Below are 18,307 nucleotides of genomic sequence, written 5' to 3'. Positions count from 1 at the left end.
ACGATTCATTAAAGGTTAAAAAGTAAGCTGTAGTCCCGCACTCAGCATCCGCAACGGTGGGAGAAATCCTGTCGTTTTAAACTCGGGGTCGGTTCCTTTGTAGGGCGTAAAAGTCAGCAGGTTCTGCCCTTCTACATACAAGCGGCACTGCAGTTGTCCGGTCCAGTTTTGCGGGAGCTCATACGAGAGCGATACGTTTTTCAACCTGATGTAGGAGGCATCAGTCACCACGCCGTCACTCGCCTGGAAGTTATTGAAAGCCTTGCCGGCATCAGAATTGGAATTGGTCGAATACATCTGGTATAATGTGGCATCCCCTGCCTGCTGCCAGCGGTCTGCCACCGATACCGGTTGATTCGACAACAATCCCGGACGTGAAAAGAAGTAATCGCTGCTGTAATTTTGCTGCTTAACAAACTGGAACAGAAAATCCAGCCGCAGGCGTTGATAGCGCAACTGGTTTTGCAGCCCTCCGTAAAAGGACGGATTAAAGTCGGCTACAGTTTTCTTATCCTGCTCTGCCGTTAGCACCCCGTCGCCATTTACATCTTCAAAAGTATAAGCACCTGTTGCAGGATTGACCCCGGTATAGTGGTACAACAGTTTTATGTTTATCGGATTACCTATGACGAACTGATTTCTATAGGTGGAAGCGGCAAGGTTTGGGAACGAAACCAATTTGTTTTTCATAAAGGAAATATTGAAATCGGTCGTCCAGGAGAAATCCTTCTTTTGCAGATTGACGGTGCGCAAACTCAGTTCAGTACCAGAGTTGGCTACGGTTGCATCAAGGTTGGCTTGTATAGAAGTAAAACCTGTGCTACCCGGCAGTGGGATACCGACCAACTGGTTGGAAGAGCGGTTACTATACCATGCCGCGGTTAGGAAAATGCGGTCTTTGAGAAAGCCTGTTTCTAGTGCAATTTCCAGTTTCCTATTGGTCTCCCAACCAAAATCAGGATTGAACAACCGTGTGGGCTGCATGCCCGTGCTGCCCTGATATCCGTTGGAAGTGGTACTGTAAGTATCCAAAAACTGGTAGTCGCCAATCTGGTCACTGCCCGTTGTCCCATAACTGGCGCGTAGTTTTCCAAAACTCAGGATACTGCTAGTGGCAAAAAAGGCTTCCCGCGAGAACAGCCATGCAGCACCCACAGCACCAAAATAGGCAAACTGTTTACCGGGACCAAAACGGCTCGACCCATCACGACGCCCGGTTAGGTTCACAATGTAACGCTCTTTGTAAGTATAGTTTGCCCTTGCAAAAAATGCTTGGTACTTATATTGGGAAGCATCGTCCGCCACCACATAAACGGCGCTTGCGGCAGCCAGTGTGTTCAACAGGCTGTTGCTTGTAAAACCATCGGCAAACAAGATCAGCTGGTTTCCTTCCTGCTGTTGAAACGTCCCTCCTGCCAATACAGCAACCTTTGAATCGCTCCATTGGCGGTTAAAATTCAGCTGTGGTTCTACACTATACGACTGGCGATTATTTGTATTTCGATACAGCGAGGAATAACTGCTGCCAAATCCCAGTGAGGGGTTATTTAGGGTCGAGGGATTGGTTCTTCGCTCATTATGGCGCAAGTCAGTAAAGCCAAAAGCGGTACGAAATTCCAAGCCTTCCACAATCTGGTAGGACAGCTGTGAATTGGCAATCAAACTTTGTGATTTTGCTAGATAGGACGCATACAATAACCGTAGCGGGTTGCTCCAGCTACCGTTTTCCCAGTTCAGCTTCCCTTGCGCGTCATACAAGGCAGGGGCATTGGGAGCAAGTATGCGGGAATCACGCGTCAGGTCGGTTGCCGGAAGGTCGTTGCCTTGTTGGGTGTACCCTACTGAAAAGTCGGCACGAAACCGGTCATCTTCGGAGGTATGGCTAAAGTTCCCTCGCACGCTTGCCCTGTTAAAAATAAAATCCCCAGGAAACACCGTGGTTTCGGTATGGTAGTTTGCCCCGAGATAAAACTGGTTGCGCTGGCTTCCACCGGTTACACTGGCCTGCAAATCCGTCAACTCCGAAGTGCCGCCGGTGAGTTCTTTTTGCCAATCGGTATAACGGGTTGGACTCCAGGTACCGTTGACATCATAGGCGCTTGTAGGCAATGTCGTGATACCATCATTGGCAAAAGCCTCCTTCCGCATGTCAAGATACTGCTGCGTATCCATCAAATCCATAAAGCGGGTAACGGTTCCATTCCCGCGGGATACATTAGCTGTGTATTTTGTTTTGCCCTGCTTCCCTTTTTTGGTGGTGATCAGCACAACACCGTTGGCACCACGGGAACCATAAATGGCAGTAGCATCGGCATCTTTTAAAATTTCGATACTCTCTATTTCGGTTGGGCTGATAATACTCAGCGGACTAGCCGATCGGGGCAATACACCGGTGGTATTGCTATAGCCAATGATATCCGAGGCAAACGGCACGCCGTCTACAAGATACAGGGGTTCGTTCCCTCCGGCACGCAGGCTGTTCTGTCCCCGTATCTGGATATCAAACCCGCCTCCGGCAATACCCGTAGTCTGGGTTACGTTTACCCCCGCCATCCTGCCTTGCATTGCAGCTAGCATATTATTAACAGGTTGTTTCTCTATGGCTGCAGCAGTGATTTTAGCAATACTGCCAGTGCGTTCGCTTTCTTTTACGGAATAGTAACCCGCATTAATTTTTACTTCCTGCAGTTGGGTAGCATCTTCTTGTAATTGGATGTTTATTGTTTTACGGCCGTTTATGGGTTCTGTAACAGTTATAAATCCCATGAAACTAAAGACCAAAACAGCGTCAGGCGATGCGGCAAGGGTATAGCGCCCATTAAAGTCGGAGATAGTGCCGCTACTAGCACTTCCTTTTATGGAAATGGTTACACCGGCTACAGGGCTTGTACCATCAGTGATAGTACCGCTTATTTGACTTTGTTGCCATACGGACTGCATTGGCCTGAGCAGCTTGTGAGCTAAAGCCGGGGTGTAACTTAAGGAGAACCCAAAAAGAATCAGGTACCAAAAAGCCGAACCACCCTTGTAAAATGAAAATTTATTCATAATATTGGTTAGTTAAATGAAACGTTAGTTTTGTTAGCGATGGTCCTCTATGCAGTTGTCGAGACGGTTAGAGGGCCTTTTTTGTTATGTCATTGCGAGGCACGAAGCAACCGCACTATTATTATTCTATCATAGGCACAATTTTTAATTGGATTTATATTCTTGCTTCTTTTTTTTTCTTTGTTCTATGCTCTTTATTCTTTATCCCAATTTAAAATTCAAAATTTAAAATAAAAATGACCTCTTTGCTCCTCACAATTCGGAAAGGGCTACTGTAGCGGTTTTTACATCTTTAAAAACGGCGGTTTTTTCCGTTGTGACTTTGGAAGATCCATTTCGGTAAAACTGTCGCAACCATAAAGCCAAAGACATATAAGTGCTATTAATGCCACTATTAATGCAGCTTTCATTTGTCTGTAGTATTTCATCTCATCAATTTTTATATCTTATAAAACCAATTGTATAGCTATTGAGATCTGGCGTAATGGTGGTATAAAAAAGGAAGATTGATTTTCAGGATCGGCTCCCAACCCTTTGTTTAATGAAATAATTTTCATAATATTGGTTTAGTGAATTGAAACGTGAGTTTTGTTTTTGCTATAGTCCTCTAGTTTAGCTTGCCGGCGAGTTAGGGGACTTTTTTGGTTTGGTCTTAAAGTCATCCAATTGAATGTCTTAAAGTCTTTAGGGATGGTGTTTTTTATATCATAAGTGTACGGGTTTGGGTGTTAGTTTATGGTTATTAAGTACTAAATAACCTGCACCTTTTATTAATAAATTCAAATTAAATTAACTAGGTGTTTTATTCAAAGGACCTTTCGGTGCAGGTGTGTCATTGCGAGGCACGAAGCAATCTCGATTTCAGGTAGTTATCATACAATCATAGGCAGTGCTGTTCGTTAGCATTAATTTTTGTAACAATAAGTAAATAGCAGATTGCGAGACTTGTAAATGAAGATTTAGCGCTAAGAATAAAGTTGAGTAATGCCAAAATAGTGGCCAAAAAAATGGCATGGAACTCAGCTTATTGACTTGAGGTACTGGAATACCGAGGAACAATAAGTGAGCCCACGCCATGGGGCGTGAGCATCTTACTTATCCTCTCGTTCCTTTTAAATTTCCAGTTTTCAAGTCGAGATTCAAAGCGAATGCTTCAAATATTTTTATATGAAGAATCGCAAATATATGTTATTGAAAACAAATATAATAAAAATATTTCTAATATGGATTATAGTCCATTGATAAAAATTAGAATTATGTGGCTCTTTGTAATATGTTAAGTGAAATAGATAAATATATAATTCAACGAGTTAGAGAGATTAGAGAGTCCCAAGGATTAACCCAAATGGATCTATCTCTTAGGCTTGGCAAGGGTGTTGGTTTTATTGGCGACATTGAAGCTCCTTCTAAAAAAGCAAAATATAATGTCAAACATTTAAATGACATTGCCAAAATATTTGGTTGTTCTCCCAAAGACTTTTGGCCAGATAAAGCACTATAATATAAAAGATGCCTCTCTAAATAGCATCTTTTTTAATTTTCAAGAAATACTATCAAATTGCATATTTCAATTCTGGAACTGTACACTATATAAAAAATTAAAACACATATTTTGAACTTAATTAGAGATTCAAAATATGAACTGGTAGAAATTCTAATAACAATACCATTATAATTGTCGGTAGACTTTGTCACATATATGCAAGTTATATATAAGCTTATTGAGTGTAAATCATTTAGCAATAGACTTAGTTAGATTCAAATAATATGAAAAAGTATTTTCATAATTCTTTTTCTTTTTCTCTCGTAATTTGCTAGATAAAGCTAAAGTGTCATCCGCTAGATTTGGACTAACTCCACCTAACACTGCTATTAGTAAAGGCGAAAGACCTTGAACAAAACCAAGATAAGCTGCTCCAACTCCAATAGTGTATTTAATTGTTTTATTAAGTATTTTGGAAAGTATTTCGTTTTGTGACTTCTGATAGTTTACAAAGTCTGGAGCTAGTTTCGTTTTAATGAGATTTTCCAAATCTTTTAAATCTAGATCCTTATAATTAGTCGAAACTATGCTGTTAATTTCAGTAGCAAGTCTTAATCTTAATTTGTATAACTCGTCAATACTTCTTTCTTTATAGGCCAATATTTGAGGAATGGTTAGTTCACTTAAAACTCTGTCACTTGCATATAAATATGAAGATTGAAATATCAAATTATTTAAATTCATTAAACCATAATTGTAATTTTCTAACCATTCTTTTTGGAGAACTAAATCACGATTATCTTTGGCTCTATTTACTTTATATTGATAAAAGTTATAAATATGAGGATCTATAAAAATTGGCATTAAATTATATTCACTGCTTATTGCTAGTTTTTTGTTCACTTTTCCGATAATTGAGAAATATTGTCTTTCAAAATCATTATCTATTTCCCTTTGTGAATTGGTGAAAAGTTTTTTGTAATAAGGTTTAGGAAATATGTTAACTCCGCTTAACTCTGGTAAAGGAGGACTTGGAAGAAACATATCAATCTGTGTTTTCCCTTCTTCTCGGAATAATTGATTGACATACTTAACACAATTACTGTCCGATGCGTCATAATCATATGCAATTTTTAGAGAGATAGCATTTTGCTGATAAAAATCAGTTTTCTTGTAATCAAGAATTTTTAAATTATTTTTTTCAATAGCTTTTTCAAACCTATCTAAAAGTTTTTCCTCTTCTTTTTTGTTTTCTTCTCCGTTATAAAGAGGTAAAACATTACTAAGCAAAAAGGCTTGATATGGTTTTTGATTAGCATCTTTACTGCCACCATAATTTAAAATACTTGCAACCGGCAAAGCATCTATTGGTGTAGAAGGCTTTTGTGTATTTTTAAATCTTTCTTGCATTTCAAATCCATTTAGAGATTTTAAATGAATAAGATCACCTGTATTATCATAATAATAGCAAATAGCCCCCTCCTCTAAAAAGTAAATCTGGTCTTTCGGAGGAGTTAAGTTAACTTGATCGAAAACTAATAGTAGTCGCTTTAATTGTAAAGCCGTTAATGGTTCATGGTTTACTACTAACCCACTTAAGCCTTTGTCAGGATCAAAAATAGTCATGTGTTTGTAATTTAAAATTGGAGGAAATTACGAAAAAGCATGCATATAATATCGATTTAGCTGCAATTGAGTAATAATTTATAATTTTAAGTTGGTTTTGTAATTGGTTCAATAGTGATAATCTGAAAGATAAATCTTAATTTAGTACCAAAAAACCATTTGTAGTATCAGAACATTACCAGCAAGCTTAAATTACAAATATGCCAATATATTACACTAATAACGGAGAACTTTTCGCTTGGTATAAAGAAGATACTATTAAAAAATTTCGTTCAAAAATTTCATCTGAGTTAATTAAAACTTACGGTAAAGGGCCTTTTGACGAAAAGCGAATTGTCGAAATTCTATTTTTTACTCTCGATTTGTATCAAAATGATTTTTTAAAAATTTTACAGAACGAAACAGAACTTGCCTTTTATCAAAACTTATTTCTTTTACATGAATTTTCATCTAAAATCCATCAGGAAAAACTTAATGAATCCTATCAAGGAGTCATCAATGATAAAGAGTTTGCCATTTATCGCCGTATTCTCAAATTGTGCCTTGAACAAGCTTGTGATTTGAAATTGAATTATAACGTTGAAGGATCATCCGAATATCTCAAAAGCAAAGAAGATGTGATAGATTGTTTACTTTACTTAGGCGACCATATTTATAGCTATTCAAATCTCTTAGCTTCTCAAGATTTAATAAATGACTCTGTAGATTTAAAGTTTACACCGGACGATCAATTCTATTTTGACTTTAAGCATCATTATGGATATTTAATAACGGAAGTAAGTAAAAGTTACCCAGATCATATTGCTGAAGCAGTCGTCGGAGATGATGATTTTAATGATTTTGTAACTGCACTTAATAGCTGTTTAGGCATTGATTACGGAGCAGTCGTTGATACTATTAAACGAATCCATGAACATTTACCAGGGGGGAAATTTACTCTTGACGAACCTTTTATATATCCCAAAAATTTAGAAAATTTATACGGTATTCCATTTCAGCACGGTGAAACTTTTTTTAAAGGACTAACTTTAAATAAGGACAATAAAATGTCTTTAAAAGAAGCTGTTTATCGTCCGCATAATACAACAAAATATTTATATCGACCTTTTTTGATATGGAATGTTGATGGGAAAGACTTAACAATAGTCGGAGACAAAATCTTTATTGAAAGTATTCATTCATTATGTACCAACGCATTTGGATGGAATAAATATCCAATCGAATGGGAGAACGAATGTTTCAAAAAATACATTCAGTCTAAAGTTTCTAAAAACGATAAAATATTAGAGGATAAAGCTGAAAAATTATTACAGGAAAATAATGTAATTTATGATAGAAACTTAAAATATCTAAAAAAATGGAATCATCGAAACTTAAATATTGATAACGATCTCTGTGGCGAAATTGACTTTCTGTTTATACATAATAAATCTATTTACATTGCTGACAGCAAACATCTGATAGCACGATATGATATGAATAACTTCAAAAATGATTCTGCATATTTTGAAAGAAATAAAAAAGCTTACAATAAAACCATTAAGCGTAAGATGAATTTTTTAAAAGCTAATATTAGTGATGTACAGGAACATTTTCAAGTTAAATTAAATGACAAAAACCTAAAAATTGAAGACTGTACAATTGAAGCAATATTTATTGTAAATACGCCAACTTTTATTATGTACAATAATGAATTCCGCATCTATACACTGAAATCATTTAGAGAATTATTAGAAAACACATTTATAGACCAAGAATACTCTTTACTGATTGACGAAGAAAATAATCAAAAGTTTTTAAATGTTAAATATCCATATTTTCAAAAGCCAATCTACAAAGTTTTTGACATCAAAGATTACGAGGACGAATAAACCCCGTTGGCGTGGAATTGCATTCTGTGACTGTCGATGAGAAGAACTCTCTCAAAAAAATAAGAGTATTTTTTTTATAAAATCCAATAACATAGATTTTTAATCCATTGGATAAATATCTTTAATCACTCAAATTTAAGTGTTCAATTCTCGAATCACACACCATACTATTTGTTGCTGCCATTATAAAACTATAGGTTTGAGGTCTTAATCAAATTTATAATCACAATGCAGTGGTATGAAATTTTAGTAGCAATACCTGTTATAATTGTCGGCGCATACATCCGGGGTAAAGTCTATGAACATAAAAAGAACTGGTTTAAAAACGATAGTTGGAGAACTAGACGAAAATGAAAAAGATGTCGGGAGGCGTCTTTTTTATATCGTCAAACCAGTGTCTTTTTACAAAAAGGATACGATTGTAGTTCAAATCGCATATATTTACTTCCAAACTCTACTCGTCCTTATATTTTTACCTTAAAGACGGAAGTGCATTCGTGCCTGTCTTTACAAGATATAAAACTTATGTTATCTGAGAACATAATAGAATTAATTATTGATTAGACAACTCGTTACTTAATATATGTATTAAGTACATCTGTAAAATTAAGTTTTTTAAAATATTTAAAATAACTTAAAGCAACATTTTTGTAAAAATAAGGTTTTTTTTAAATACTTATTTTTACATTTGTGTAAAAATAAGAACTATTATGAGTTTTGATACTGTTATTCCAACATCCAAACGAATAGAACGTTTGCAATACGAAAACCCTTGGTGGGCATCAGGCAATGTGCAACAAACCTATCAAGATATGTCTAAAAGACTGTATTTTGATTTGTTCTATCCTTTTGTAAAAGAAACCGACATCAAGCGAGCTGTAGTCCTTATGGGACCACGCCGTGTGGGAAAAACAGTAATGATGTATCACACCATTCAAGAGCTAATCAAGGAAAATATTGCGCCCCAAAAAATCTTTTTCATAGGCATTGACAATCCTATTTATATGCACCTGAGTTTAGAAGACATTCTGCTCTTGGCAAAAGAAGCCGTGCAATTAAATAACCTAGAAGGTTGTTTTGTTTTTTTTGATGAAATTCAATACCTTAAAGATTGGGAACGCCATCTTAAAGTATTGGTAGATTCTTATCCAAAAACCAAATTTGTAGTATCGGGTTCGGCTGCTGCTGCCTTACGCTTGCAAAGCTCCGAAAGTGGTGCAGGTCGTTTTACCGATTTTATGTTGCCACCTCTTACTTTTCACGAATACATTCATTTAAAGGGTTTGAATCATTTGGTGCAACCAAAAACGATACTGTACAATGGTAAAGAAATTCCTTTTTTTATTACCCACGACAACAAGGCATTCAACAAAGAATTTTTTCACTATCTGAACTTTGGCGGTTATCCCGAAGTGGTCTTGTCAGAAAAGATACAAAGTGATATGGGACGTTATGTAAAAAATGATATTGTAGATAAAGTATTACTTCGAGATTTACCCAGTTTATATGGCATCAAAGACGTGCAAGAGCTAAATAGCTTTTTTAGTTATTTGGCCTATAATACAGGAAATGAATTTTCTTTTGAAAGATTAGGAAAAGACAGTGGTATTGCAAAAGAAATTATCAAAAAGTATTTAGAATATCTGGAAGCAGCATTTTTAATTAAAGTAATTCATAAGATTGATGATAACGCTAAAAAGTTTAAAAGAGTTACCAGTTTTAAAGTCTATTTAACCAATTCTTCTTTACGAACCGCTTTATTTTCACCTATTGTAGAAACGGACAAAGAAACGGGCAATATGGTCGAAACCGCCATTTTTTCACAATGGATGCATCGTGAAAATCTCGATTTAAAATATGCCCGATGGAAAATGGGACGCTCCGAAGGCGAAGTGGATATTGTATTACTAGACAACAAATTATTTAAACCGCAATGGTGTGTAGAAATCAAATGGAGCAATCGTTATGTGGAAAAACCACAAGAATTGAATAGTTTAATCTATTTCTGCAAACAAAATAATTTCAAAGCCACATTGGTAACTACCATTGATATATCAGACAACAAAACCATAGAAGAAATAAATATAACCTACGTTCCAGCTGCCGTTTACGCTTATAACATAGGAGTTAACACATTAGAAATAAAATCTAATTGGTAATAAAATACTACCGACCCGCCCGCTCGAAGAACTTAAAACGGAGCAAAATACAATTAAACTTCCGTTTCTACTCGCCCTTATAGTTGCCACTTCAGAAAATCACGGTAAGAATTTAAGCATTGACCGCAGGAAGTGATCCCGGAGCCGAGTTTGAAACACGAGCGGCTGGGGTCACGATAGGAAAATCCGTCCGATGATTTTGGGATAAAAATATTCAGGCTTGAAATCGAAGATTCATGAATACCAAAAACAATAATAACCCATGAATATTTTTTGTTTCTTTTTAAATCAAAGATTCACGAACTCCAATAAATTATTAACTCGTGAGTAATCAAGACAAAAGAAAATAATCTCTTGATCAACAAAAATAGCAGTAAACGTACAATTACATCCTCTTCAGACCCCCTGCTGGCGCGAGCGTCTCGCTCGTGCACACAATCAAAATCAATTAAGATCTTATTTCTAAAACAGTCTGATAATTATTCCTGAAGGCAGAATTATATTGTCTAAGTATGAATGATTAGCCTACAACCCCTTAAAATATAGAAGTGTTTCTTTTATATAAAATCTGATTGAAATAAATTTTCAATTCATAGGATAAATATCTTTTACACTCAAATTTATGCACTCAATTCCAGAATCACAAACTCCTATTTTACATGATTTACTCATGATAATATAATTCTACAACTTGCTTTATATATGGCAAATATTGAAATTTATTTAATTTTATGGTCAACTATTTTCTGGACGAGACAGAAAGCAAAAAAGCCTACTAAATTAATGGTAGGCTTTTTTAAATTAATTCTTCTTGTCGTGATCGTGAGGTTTTAAAGTTGGATGCTTAGGCTGATTTTCAGGAGTAACTCGTTGTCTTCTGTCTTCTTTTCCTCCTTCAGTCTTTCTTTTGGGCCCCGGTTTAATGTCTGCTTTAATTGTTTCCATAGTGTTATTTTGGTTAGGTTAATAAATTAGTAAGTAAGATAAAAAGTGATGTTTTAACTATTTCATGTTTACAGGCTGTCAACCCGCGACAGTTTTCAGTTTAATGATGTTTTTTTGCTCCTCTTAGCCCACAGATGTAGACTTTAGTCTCTACTTGGTGAAAAGAAGTTAGAGACACAAAAAGAACGATTACAATAGATTCCATTTTAATTATTTTGATATTAATAGTGTTAATTCACTTGTAGATGGTATTCATTTCCGTCCTTGTCAACCGCTTCTAGCTTGTCATAATCAATCCATTCTGCTGTGATCTCAATTTCTCCATCAGTTGTAATTAATATACCAGCGCCTTGTTTTCCTTGAATATTGATGTTTCCAAATACTGAATCTCCTAGAGCATTATATCCACTTACATCATAATTATACTCATAATGACCCGGTTTACCAGTGCGGTGTTCATATTGACGATGTGTATCATTCTGATACGTTTTTGCTTCTTCAGGAGTAATAGTTTTTCGATCATCTGGTTTGATAAACTCCTTATAAAATGTATTGATTTTTTGAGGAGGCTTTTCTTTTTTACAACTAATTATTCCCAAAGCCATTATTATAAATACTATTCTAAAATTGCTAAGCATTTTCGTTTAAGGAGTTAAAATAAATATTGATATAAAATGGTTACTTTTTATTGACGATTTGTATCTAATATAAAATCCTTAATGATTGTATCCATATTAGAGGGTAAGTCTGCCGTTTTTATTTCAAAATGTTTTATTTTCATTGCTGTAAACCATTTACTCCAATAGGCACGGATTACTTTTTCTTCATAAGGATTATTTTTATTAGGGTTTATTCCTAAAACTAGAACTTCAAGATTTGATAAGTCATCGTTTGCTTTGATAAAACCATAATGCTTGTTTTGAATTTTTTCACTCCAATCTTTACTGTTTAATCCGTTTTTTCGAATGAGTTCCGGTGTGATATAGGTACTTAAGTTACCTTCTATCATTCGGGTGTCTTCGTAAAACATATATCCATCAGTTAATACTACAAGTATATTTCTGTGTTTATCATCTATACATTGATCTTTTACTTTGTTTTCAAAAAAGCTCCATATATCTGAGCCTATGTAGTTATCATCTTTTATTGCGGACTCATATATTTTTAAAGTCTGGGCGGCATAATTTGAATTTATAGAATTCAAATACTCTTTGGATACATTATTTTTATCAATAGCAATTCTTAATTTTTTAGAAATGGAATTAATTTCAGGGTCTAATGGTTCCGGATTGAAAAACAATTGCATTTTATCATCAATCTGTCTTATTCTTTTTGATCTCAAATGTTGAGTAAAGGCTTCAGAAATAGATTTTATATACCCTAAATCTCTTTGAAAATATTCCATTGTTGGATTAGGATTTTTTTTGACACTTATTCTGTCCGATAAATCTAGAAGTATACTAATGTTGTAATTTTCCTGAATAGGGCGACTAATTATAGTTTTATCATTCTTATTTTCTGTATCTTCTTTACATGAAGATACAGAAACGATAAAAAATGATAGTAAAATAGTTTTTAAAATATCTTTCATAAGATTAGTTTTTAGAATATACTAAATGTTGGAAATCAGGATCAATTAGATTTAGTTTGTCCAAATGCTCAATTGATAAAATATCGCAGTTTTCCAATAATTCTGTTTTTTCCTTATGAGGTAAAGCTATTTCAGTATTAATGGCTTGAAACCAGCCTTCTTTATATTGATGATGATAATGAAGGTATTCTTTCACTGGAAATACAAAACCATCTATTTTAGATTGCAGTTCTGAAATCTTACCATTAATGGTAACTATTTGTTGTTTAAAATCATTGACTTTATTAATATATACCGTTGTTAGTTTGTTTAAATCAATAAGCTTCTCTTTTTGTCCTCTAATGTAAGCCCTGATTTTATCGATGTTTTCGAATTCTTTCATCACAAAATCAAAAACAAGTCCCCAAATAATATACACTACAAATCCAGCAAATATGATCATCCAAAACTCAGCTTCCCCCAATGCTATATCTAAATTATAAGGTGAGGAATCGGTAGTTTTATTAAATTCATATATTTTTTTCTCAATTTGATAAGCCAGAAGTGCGTCAAACAAAAATGTTGTAATAAATAAACCAATGATTCTAAAGATATTTTTGATACCCTTTACTTTTTGTACCATATGAATTACATAGCCTAATCCCATGAAAACAAAAGGAATAGTAATTACTAAAACCCCTTCTAACCAACTTGCTTTAAATGAGTTTGTCAATGCATCTGCATCAAAAATGGCAGCTGTTAAACTATCATTTGAAAACTCCTTGAAAAATGCAGAATAAGAGGCCGAGATATAAAACACTAATAAATAAAGCGTTATAGGTAATAACAAGATTAGTCCAATATAAAAATGTGCTTTTAGACCTTTGCCTTCTTCAATTCCAAATTTGTCAGGATTACGCTTTACTTCAACAATTTCACTTTTTATCTGATTAATATCTTCATTCAGGTCTTGTTCTTTTTTTTCATAAATTCCTATTGCCGCCTCACACTTTTTTAGTTCTGTCCTATTTTTTTCCTGTTCTTCCCTGTAAGGTTGTTTCAAACGGTCTTGCTCTAATTTTTGTTTTCGACATTGATCTTCAAAACTCATGTATAAATTTTGAAGGCAAGCTTTTAGAACGATTGGTTTTCCAGTCGCTTTTATTGATGCGGCAAAGCCACTCTGATAATAGGTTATTCTTATTTGATCCCTGTCATTTTCATTTTCATCAATATCATTTTTCGGAGCTTCATCAACTTTTTTTAGACTGAATAACTGTGTTAGTGATTTCATAATTTAAGAATTTAGTTGATTAATAATTGCTTCTTTGCTAATGCCTTTCTTAACACAATCAATTAGATAATCGGTTAACTCATTTATGTTTTCATCCAAAAAATTAAATTTACGACAGTATTTTTTGAGCATATTTAATTCATCATCTGTTACCTTCTCATCAGCCCAAATAATTCTGGCAAAATCATATAAGTATTCAATCCTTGTATCTAAATTTTCTGGAATACTCAACTCGGTATTGATTGGATTAAGAAAAAGTTTATCGAGTTCTTCTTTTGGAATCCCTCGTTCATCCGCAAAATGATATAGCATTTGAAGTTCTAACACGTCAAATTGATCATCTGTTAAGGCCATTTGGTAAAGTCGAAGGAAATGACTTTTTAGTTGAATGCTCATGCTATGATTTGAATTCATATTTTGAAAATTAGATTATTAAAAATGTCTTATTTACTTTATTCAAACTAAGATTTTCTTGCTTTTTTTGAATTTTTTCTACTTTTGATGTTTTTTGAAACAGGTTCCTTTTTTGGAGTAGGCGCACAAACACCGCAGGTTCCTCCTTCTTTGGCACAGTGTTTACAACCCGAACAATTTTTACAGGCGGCGCAATATTCAGAACCAGAACATCCCCTGCTTTCACAGGTTGAAGCAATTAATTTTTCCGGAGTGGTTTGACCTGAAACGGTCCAAGTAAAAAGGAAAAATAAAAAGGAGTGTAAAAATATTTTCATAATAATATTATTTTAAGATTTGATAAAATAGTACGCCAAAACTGAAGTAGATAATAACCGTCAAAAGACATCCACTTGATTTTGATGAATTAAATGATTTTCTATAAGAAACACCAGATACCCCGGTCCTTACTGAGAAACCCTTGTTACTAATCGTTCCGCCTTTCGTCCTTAGACTCGGAGAAATTCCTGATTTGCTTATATTGAAACCAAGTCCTCCTCCAAGCTTAATTCTTTTTTGAAATCTAAAACTCATAACTTAGCTTGTATGACAACTATTGGAGCAAGTCTTACATCCATTAGATTTGGAATATGTTTTCTTTGCTTCTGTTACTGCAGCCGCACAATTTGTGAACTCTCCTAAATATTTTCTATTATCAGAGTTTGGAAGATAGTTACAATCTTCAGTATGCACTTCATGATCTCCGTTCGATTGTGCATTTTTGTTTACATAGTACTTCATAATTTATAATTTTAGTGGATTAATAATCTTTCTGCGATTTCTTCTTTTTCAATTACTATTCCTGAAGGAAGAAGCATTTGAGTTTTATTACTTATGGGATTTTTAAAAATTTCAAAACCCCCTCTACAATTTTGATATCTAAAACGAAAGGCACTCAAACCTTTAATAAATCCTTCAGTTTGGGTAATTTCAAATACATAATTAGAACATGATTTTTTAAAAACACATTTCTTTCTTTTATTCTGAGGAATAAGAATCCAATACAATCGAATTGCAAAAAGAATTAGATATTTCATTTTATTTTTCAAAAACCACCATTTGCCTGTTTGTTGTATAACCTGGCTTTCCTCCTAATCCGAAACAACCTGATTCCGGTTGTACAAAAGTGGAAACACTCTCAAGTCTTACATATTTCCACCCTTGACTAGTATAATGTTTTATTAAACTCTCTAACTGTTCAGCAACATGGTTAGAATTGCCTTTATTTGCATCTATTGAAGCTACGAAAGGGATTACTTTATATTCCATACTATTTAATTTAATAATTTATTCAAAGATAAAATCATTAAAATTCAACTCCTTACGGTAAACCGTAACATAACTCATTATTTTATTTAAGACATAAAAAAAGCTCCCGAAGGAGCTAGAATGTTAAGAGTAAATTAGGGTATTCTAGGAATGAAATTTTAAATAATTCCTAAATCCTTGGCTATAGCTACAAGATGTACAGTATTATTTGCTTTGAAATAAATTTTGAGTTTATTGATATGTTTTTCAATAGAACTTTTACTGTTAGGACTAATGCCTTCTTTTTTAAATTCCGCTTCTATATTTTCTTGAGATATCCCTATGGAGAGATACTTGATTAACTGCACGTCATAATTGTCTATTTCACTTGTAGTCTTATCTTGAAGCAGATACAACAATTCAGGAGAAATGTTTTCTGGTTCATTATTGTAGGTTTTTTGAATGGCTTTTTTTAGATCGTATATTGTGTTTCTTCCTTTTATTACATAGCCATCTATATTAAGCTCGTCAAATAGTAATTTGACACGATGTGCTCTGTCTTCAATCGAAAAAACAATTATTTTAATGTTAGGACACTGCTTTTTAACTGCAGCTATCAATTCTTCACCCGAATTGAGTTGGTTCAATTGGTGATCTGCCTTAAAGGACAAATCAGAAATAAGCAGTTGAAAAGGAGCACCGTCTAAATGTGCTTTTTTAACCTTTAACAAAGCTTCATCACAATATTTTGCATATTGAATTTCAAGAACATTTAGTTCATTTAGTATCTGGGCAGCACCCAAATCATTAAAATCAATATCATCTGCAATTAAAACTTTTGTAAACATATTTATATATTATTTTGGAACTAAAATTTTAGCCTTGAAACCTTTATTGGTTTGAGAATCAAAAGTAAGTATTCCATTTACCGTCTCAATACGGTTTTCCGCATTCTGGAGACCATTTTTTAAAATTAGTTTCTCCGAAAAACCAACTCCATTATCTGAATAGTCAATTTTAAGAGAATTTTGTTCCATATCAAAACCAATTACCACAAAACTGGCTTGACTGTATTTTTTCATATTAACCATAAGTTCTTGTAATACTCTTTGTATGGCAATCTTTTTTTCCGTTTGAACTTTTGACCAATCTATTGGGTTACCATTTTTAATAATAACTTCGGTACTACTACTTTTATAGTTATTGAGCATTTGTTTTAAATTCTGTTCAAAACGTTCTCCAGTTTCTATAGGACTATTCGCTTTAGAAAAATTTCGTGTTCTAACATATATTTTATCAAGATTATCTAAAAGAGTTTCTTTTTTTATCGGATTCTGTAAATCTTGAGTTCCAGCAAAAGTCATGGCATAAAAAACATCATTAGCTAATTCATCATGGAGTTCTTTAGAAATTCGGGTTTCGGTACTGTAACTTGCCTCTAAGCGTTCTTGTTTGCCTTTGCTTTTGTAGTAATTGATTATAAATACAATCCCGCCAAGTAGTACAACAAATCCAAAAAACAACAAGTACTTTTGGTTCTTTTGTGTTTCAAGTTGCAAAAGGGTTTCTGCCCTTTGTCCCTTATATTTTATGCTTTCCAGAATGGCTTTTCTAGAATCATATCTAATTTTAGTAAACTGATTTTTAGCATTATTCCGTACTTTTTTAATACTATCGTTTAGATTTATAAACAATATGGCGTAAGTATTTATTCCTTTTTCTTGATTATGTGACATTAAAAATGCCAAGGCTCCCAATCGTTCGTCAATACTTTGCTGTTTCGTTGCCTCATAATAAGCATGTAGTGCATATACTTTTGATTTTTGGTAATTTTTATTTTGATAGTAATCGGCTAAATGCAAATAGCTTTCAATACTTCCATAGGAATCGTTAATTCTAGTTCTGATGGCTAAAGCCTGATTCATTAATGCTAGTCCTTTTGGAATCTGATTATCTTTATAATAAGCAAATCCTAGATTGTCAATAATTCTAGCTTTTTTATTCTGAAGTGTATCTAAAATATCAGACTTTAAAAATGGCTCTAAAAGTACTATTGCTTTTCTGTACTTTTTTTGTTCCATATAAACTGCAGCGATATTATTGAGAACAGCCACTCTAGATACGGAATCTTTTACAGTTTTTAAAATTGTAGTAAAATAACGAACGGCGTCATCGTAATTTTTTAGTTCTTTTGCTGAGATTCCGAATAAATTATTTGCCGCCACCTGATATTGTAAATCATTGTTTATGTACGGCAAAGCTTCAGTCAAAGTTTCTTCACTGCTGTAATAATCTCCATAGGTCTGTTGGATATGTGCCATTCCAACTAGATTATAGGCAATATATTTGCTGTTACCCTCCTTTTTAAATAGTTCTGTAGATTTTAAATAATAATAGAAAGCACTATCCAGTCTATTATCCCTACTGAAGGAATCACCTAATTCTGAATATTTCTGGGCTAAAAGTTTTTTTTGACTTTCTTGTTTTTTAGAAGTATCAATACTTGTTTCTATGCTCTTTTGACAAGATATGATTGAAAGCAAAAGCAATACAATAAAAAACGGGGAACGCAACATATAAAGTTTCTTTCCCCGAAATTAGTATTTAATT

General features: G+C 33.8%; 17 protein-coding genes. 3 read left to right on the top strand and 14 right to left on the bottom strand.

The window, feature by feature from the left end:
• Nucleotides 1–15: 15 nt before the first annotated feature.
• On the bottom strand, nt 16–3,048 hold the full coding sequence (locus ACM55M_RS09895; protein ID WP_416857427.1) for a SusC/RagA family TonB-linked outer membrane protein: 3,033 nt from the start codon (nt 3,046–3,048) through the stop codon (nt 16–18).
• 1,258 nt (nt 3,049–4,306) lie between these two features.
• Between ACM55M_RS09895 and ACM55M_RS09890 the strand changes: the two genes are divergently transcribed.
• On the top strand, nt 4,307–4,549 hold the full coding sequence (locus tag ACM55M_RS09890) for a helix-turn-helix domain-containing protein (protein ID WP_416857426.1): 243 nt from the start codon (nt 4,307–4,309) through the stop codon (nt 4,547–4,549).
• 231 nt (nt 4,550–4,780) lie between these two features.
• Here ACM55M_RS09890 and ACM55M_RS09885 read toward each other — a convergent pair whose 3' ends face one another.
• The gene (locus tag ACM55M_RS09885; protein WP_416857425.1) at nt 4,781–6,157 is read right to left on the bottom strand and encodes a hypothetical protein; all 1,377 of its coding nucleotides are present in this window, start codon (nt 6,155–6,157) and stop codon (nt 4,781–4,783) included.
• 200 nt (nt 6,158–6,357) lie between these two features.
• Between ACM55M_RS09885 and ACM55M_RS09880 the strand changes: the two genes are divergently transcribed.
• Nucleotides 6,358–8,028, top strand: a complete 1,671-nt coding sequence (locus ACM55M_RS09880) for a hypothetical protein (protein WP_416857424.1) — start codon at nt 6,358–6,360, stop codon at nt 8,026–8,028.
• Nucleotides 8,029–8,738: 710 nt separating this feature from the next.
• Nucleotides 8,739–10,187 (top strand): ATP-binding protein, encoded by a 1,449-nt coding sequence (locus tag ACM55M_RS09875; protein WP_416857423.1) that lies wholly within the window; start codon nt 8,739–8,741, stop codon nt 10,185–10,187.
• 801 nt (nt 10,188–10,988) lie between these two features.
• Here ACM55M_RS09875 and ACM55M_RS09870 read toward each other — a convergent pair.
• From ACM55M_RS09870 to ACM55M_RS09815, 12 genes are all read right to left on the bottom strand, one after another.
• The gene (locus tag ACM55M_RS09870) at nt 10,989–11,132 is read right to left on the bottom strand and encodes a hypothetical protein (RefSeq protein ID WP_416857421.1); all 144 of its coding nucleotides are present in this window, start codon (nt 11,130–11,132) and stop codon (nt 10,989–10,991) included.
• Between the two features lie 230 nt (nt 11,133–11,362).
• Nucleotides 11,363–11,737 carry a hypothetical protein gene (locus ACM55M_RS09865; protein WP_416857420.1) on the bottom strand — a complete coding sequence of 125 codons (375 nt, stop codon included), beginning with the start codon at nt 11,735–11,737 and terminating at the stop codon, nt 11,363–11,365.
• An 80-nt stretch (nt 11,738–11,817) separates the two neighbouring features.
• Complete coding sequence (locus tag ACM55M_RS09860) at nt 11,818–12,723, bottom strand: hypothetical protein (protein WP_416857419.1); 906 nt, start codon at nt 12,721–12,723, stop codon at nt 11,818–11,820.
• A gap of 4 nt (nt 12,724–12,727) precedes the next feature.
• Complete coding sequence (locus ACM55M_RS09855; RefSeq protein WP_416857418.1) at nt 12,728–13,996, bottom strand: ABC transporter permease; 1,269 nt, start codon at nt 13,994–13,996, stop codon at nt 12,728–12,730.
• A 3-nt stretch (nt 13,997–13,999) separates the two neighbouring features.
• Nucleotides 14,000–14,410: a hypothetical protein gene (locus ACM55M_RS09850; RefSeq protein WP_416857417.1), complete on the bottom strand. Its 411-nt coding sequence runs from the start codon at nt 14,408–14,410 to the stop codon at nt 14,000–14,002.
• A gap of 47 nt (nt 14,411–14,457) precedes the next feature.
• Entirely contained in the window at nt 14,458–14,727 is a 270-nt protein-coding gene (locus ACM55M_RS09845; protein ID WP_416857416.1) for a hypothetical protein, read from the bottom strand.
• 7 nt (nt 14,728–14,734) lie between these two features.
• Entirely contained in the window at nt 14,735–14,983 is a 249-nt protein-coding gene (locus tag ACM55M_RS09840; protein WP_416857415.1) for a DUF4236 domain-containing protein, read from the bottom strand.
• 3 nt (nt 14,984–14,986) lie between these two features.
• On the bottom strand, nt 14,987–15,190 hold the full coding sequence (locus ACM55M_RS09835; protein ID WP_416857414.1) for a hypothetical protein: 204 nt from the start codon (nt 15,188–15,190) through the stop codon (nt 14,987–14,989).
• Between the two features lie 11 nt (nt 15,191–15,201).
• Nucleotides 15,202–15,486, bottom strand: coding sequence for a membrane protein insertion efficiency factor YidD (gene yidD / locus ACM55M_RS09830; protein WP_416857413.1), 285 nt, complete (start codon nt 15,484–15,486; stop codon nt 15,202–15,204).
• A 1-nt stretch (nt 15,487) separates the two neighbouring features.
• On the bottom strand, nt 15,488–15,718 hold the full coding sequence (locus ACM55M_RS09825) for a hypothetical protein (protein ID WP_416857411.1): 231 nt from the start codon (nt 15,716–15,718) through the stop codon (nt 15,488–15,490).
• 158 nt (nt 15,719–15,876) lie between these two features.
• Nucleotides 15,877–16,545, bottom strand: coding sequence for a response regulator transcription factor (locus ACM55M_RS09820; RefSeq protein WP_302136998.1), 669 nt, complete (start codon nt 16,543–16,545; stop codon nt 15,877–15,879).
• A 9-nt stretch (nt 16,546–16,554) separates the two neighbouring features.
• The gene (locus ACM55M_RS09815) at nt 16,555–18,240 is read right to left on the bottom strand and encodes a tetratricopeptide repeat-containing sensor histidine kinase (protein ID WP_416857410.1); all 1,686 of its coding nucleotides are present in this window, start codon (nt 18,238–18,240) and stop codon (nt 16,555–16,557) included.
• Between the last annotated feature and the right edge of the window lie 67 nt (nt 18,241–18,307).

Origin of the sequence: Flavobacterium galactosi, from assembly GCF_048158585.1 — a bacterium.
GTDB classification, from domain to species: Bacteria; Bacteroidota; Bacteroidia; order Flavobacteriales; family Flavobacteriaceae; genus Flavobacterium; species Flavobacterium galactosi.
This window is presented reverse-complemented; position numbering and strand designations above follow the sequence as displayed.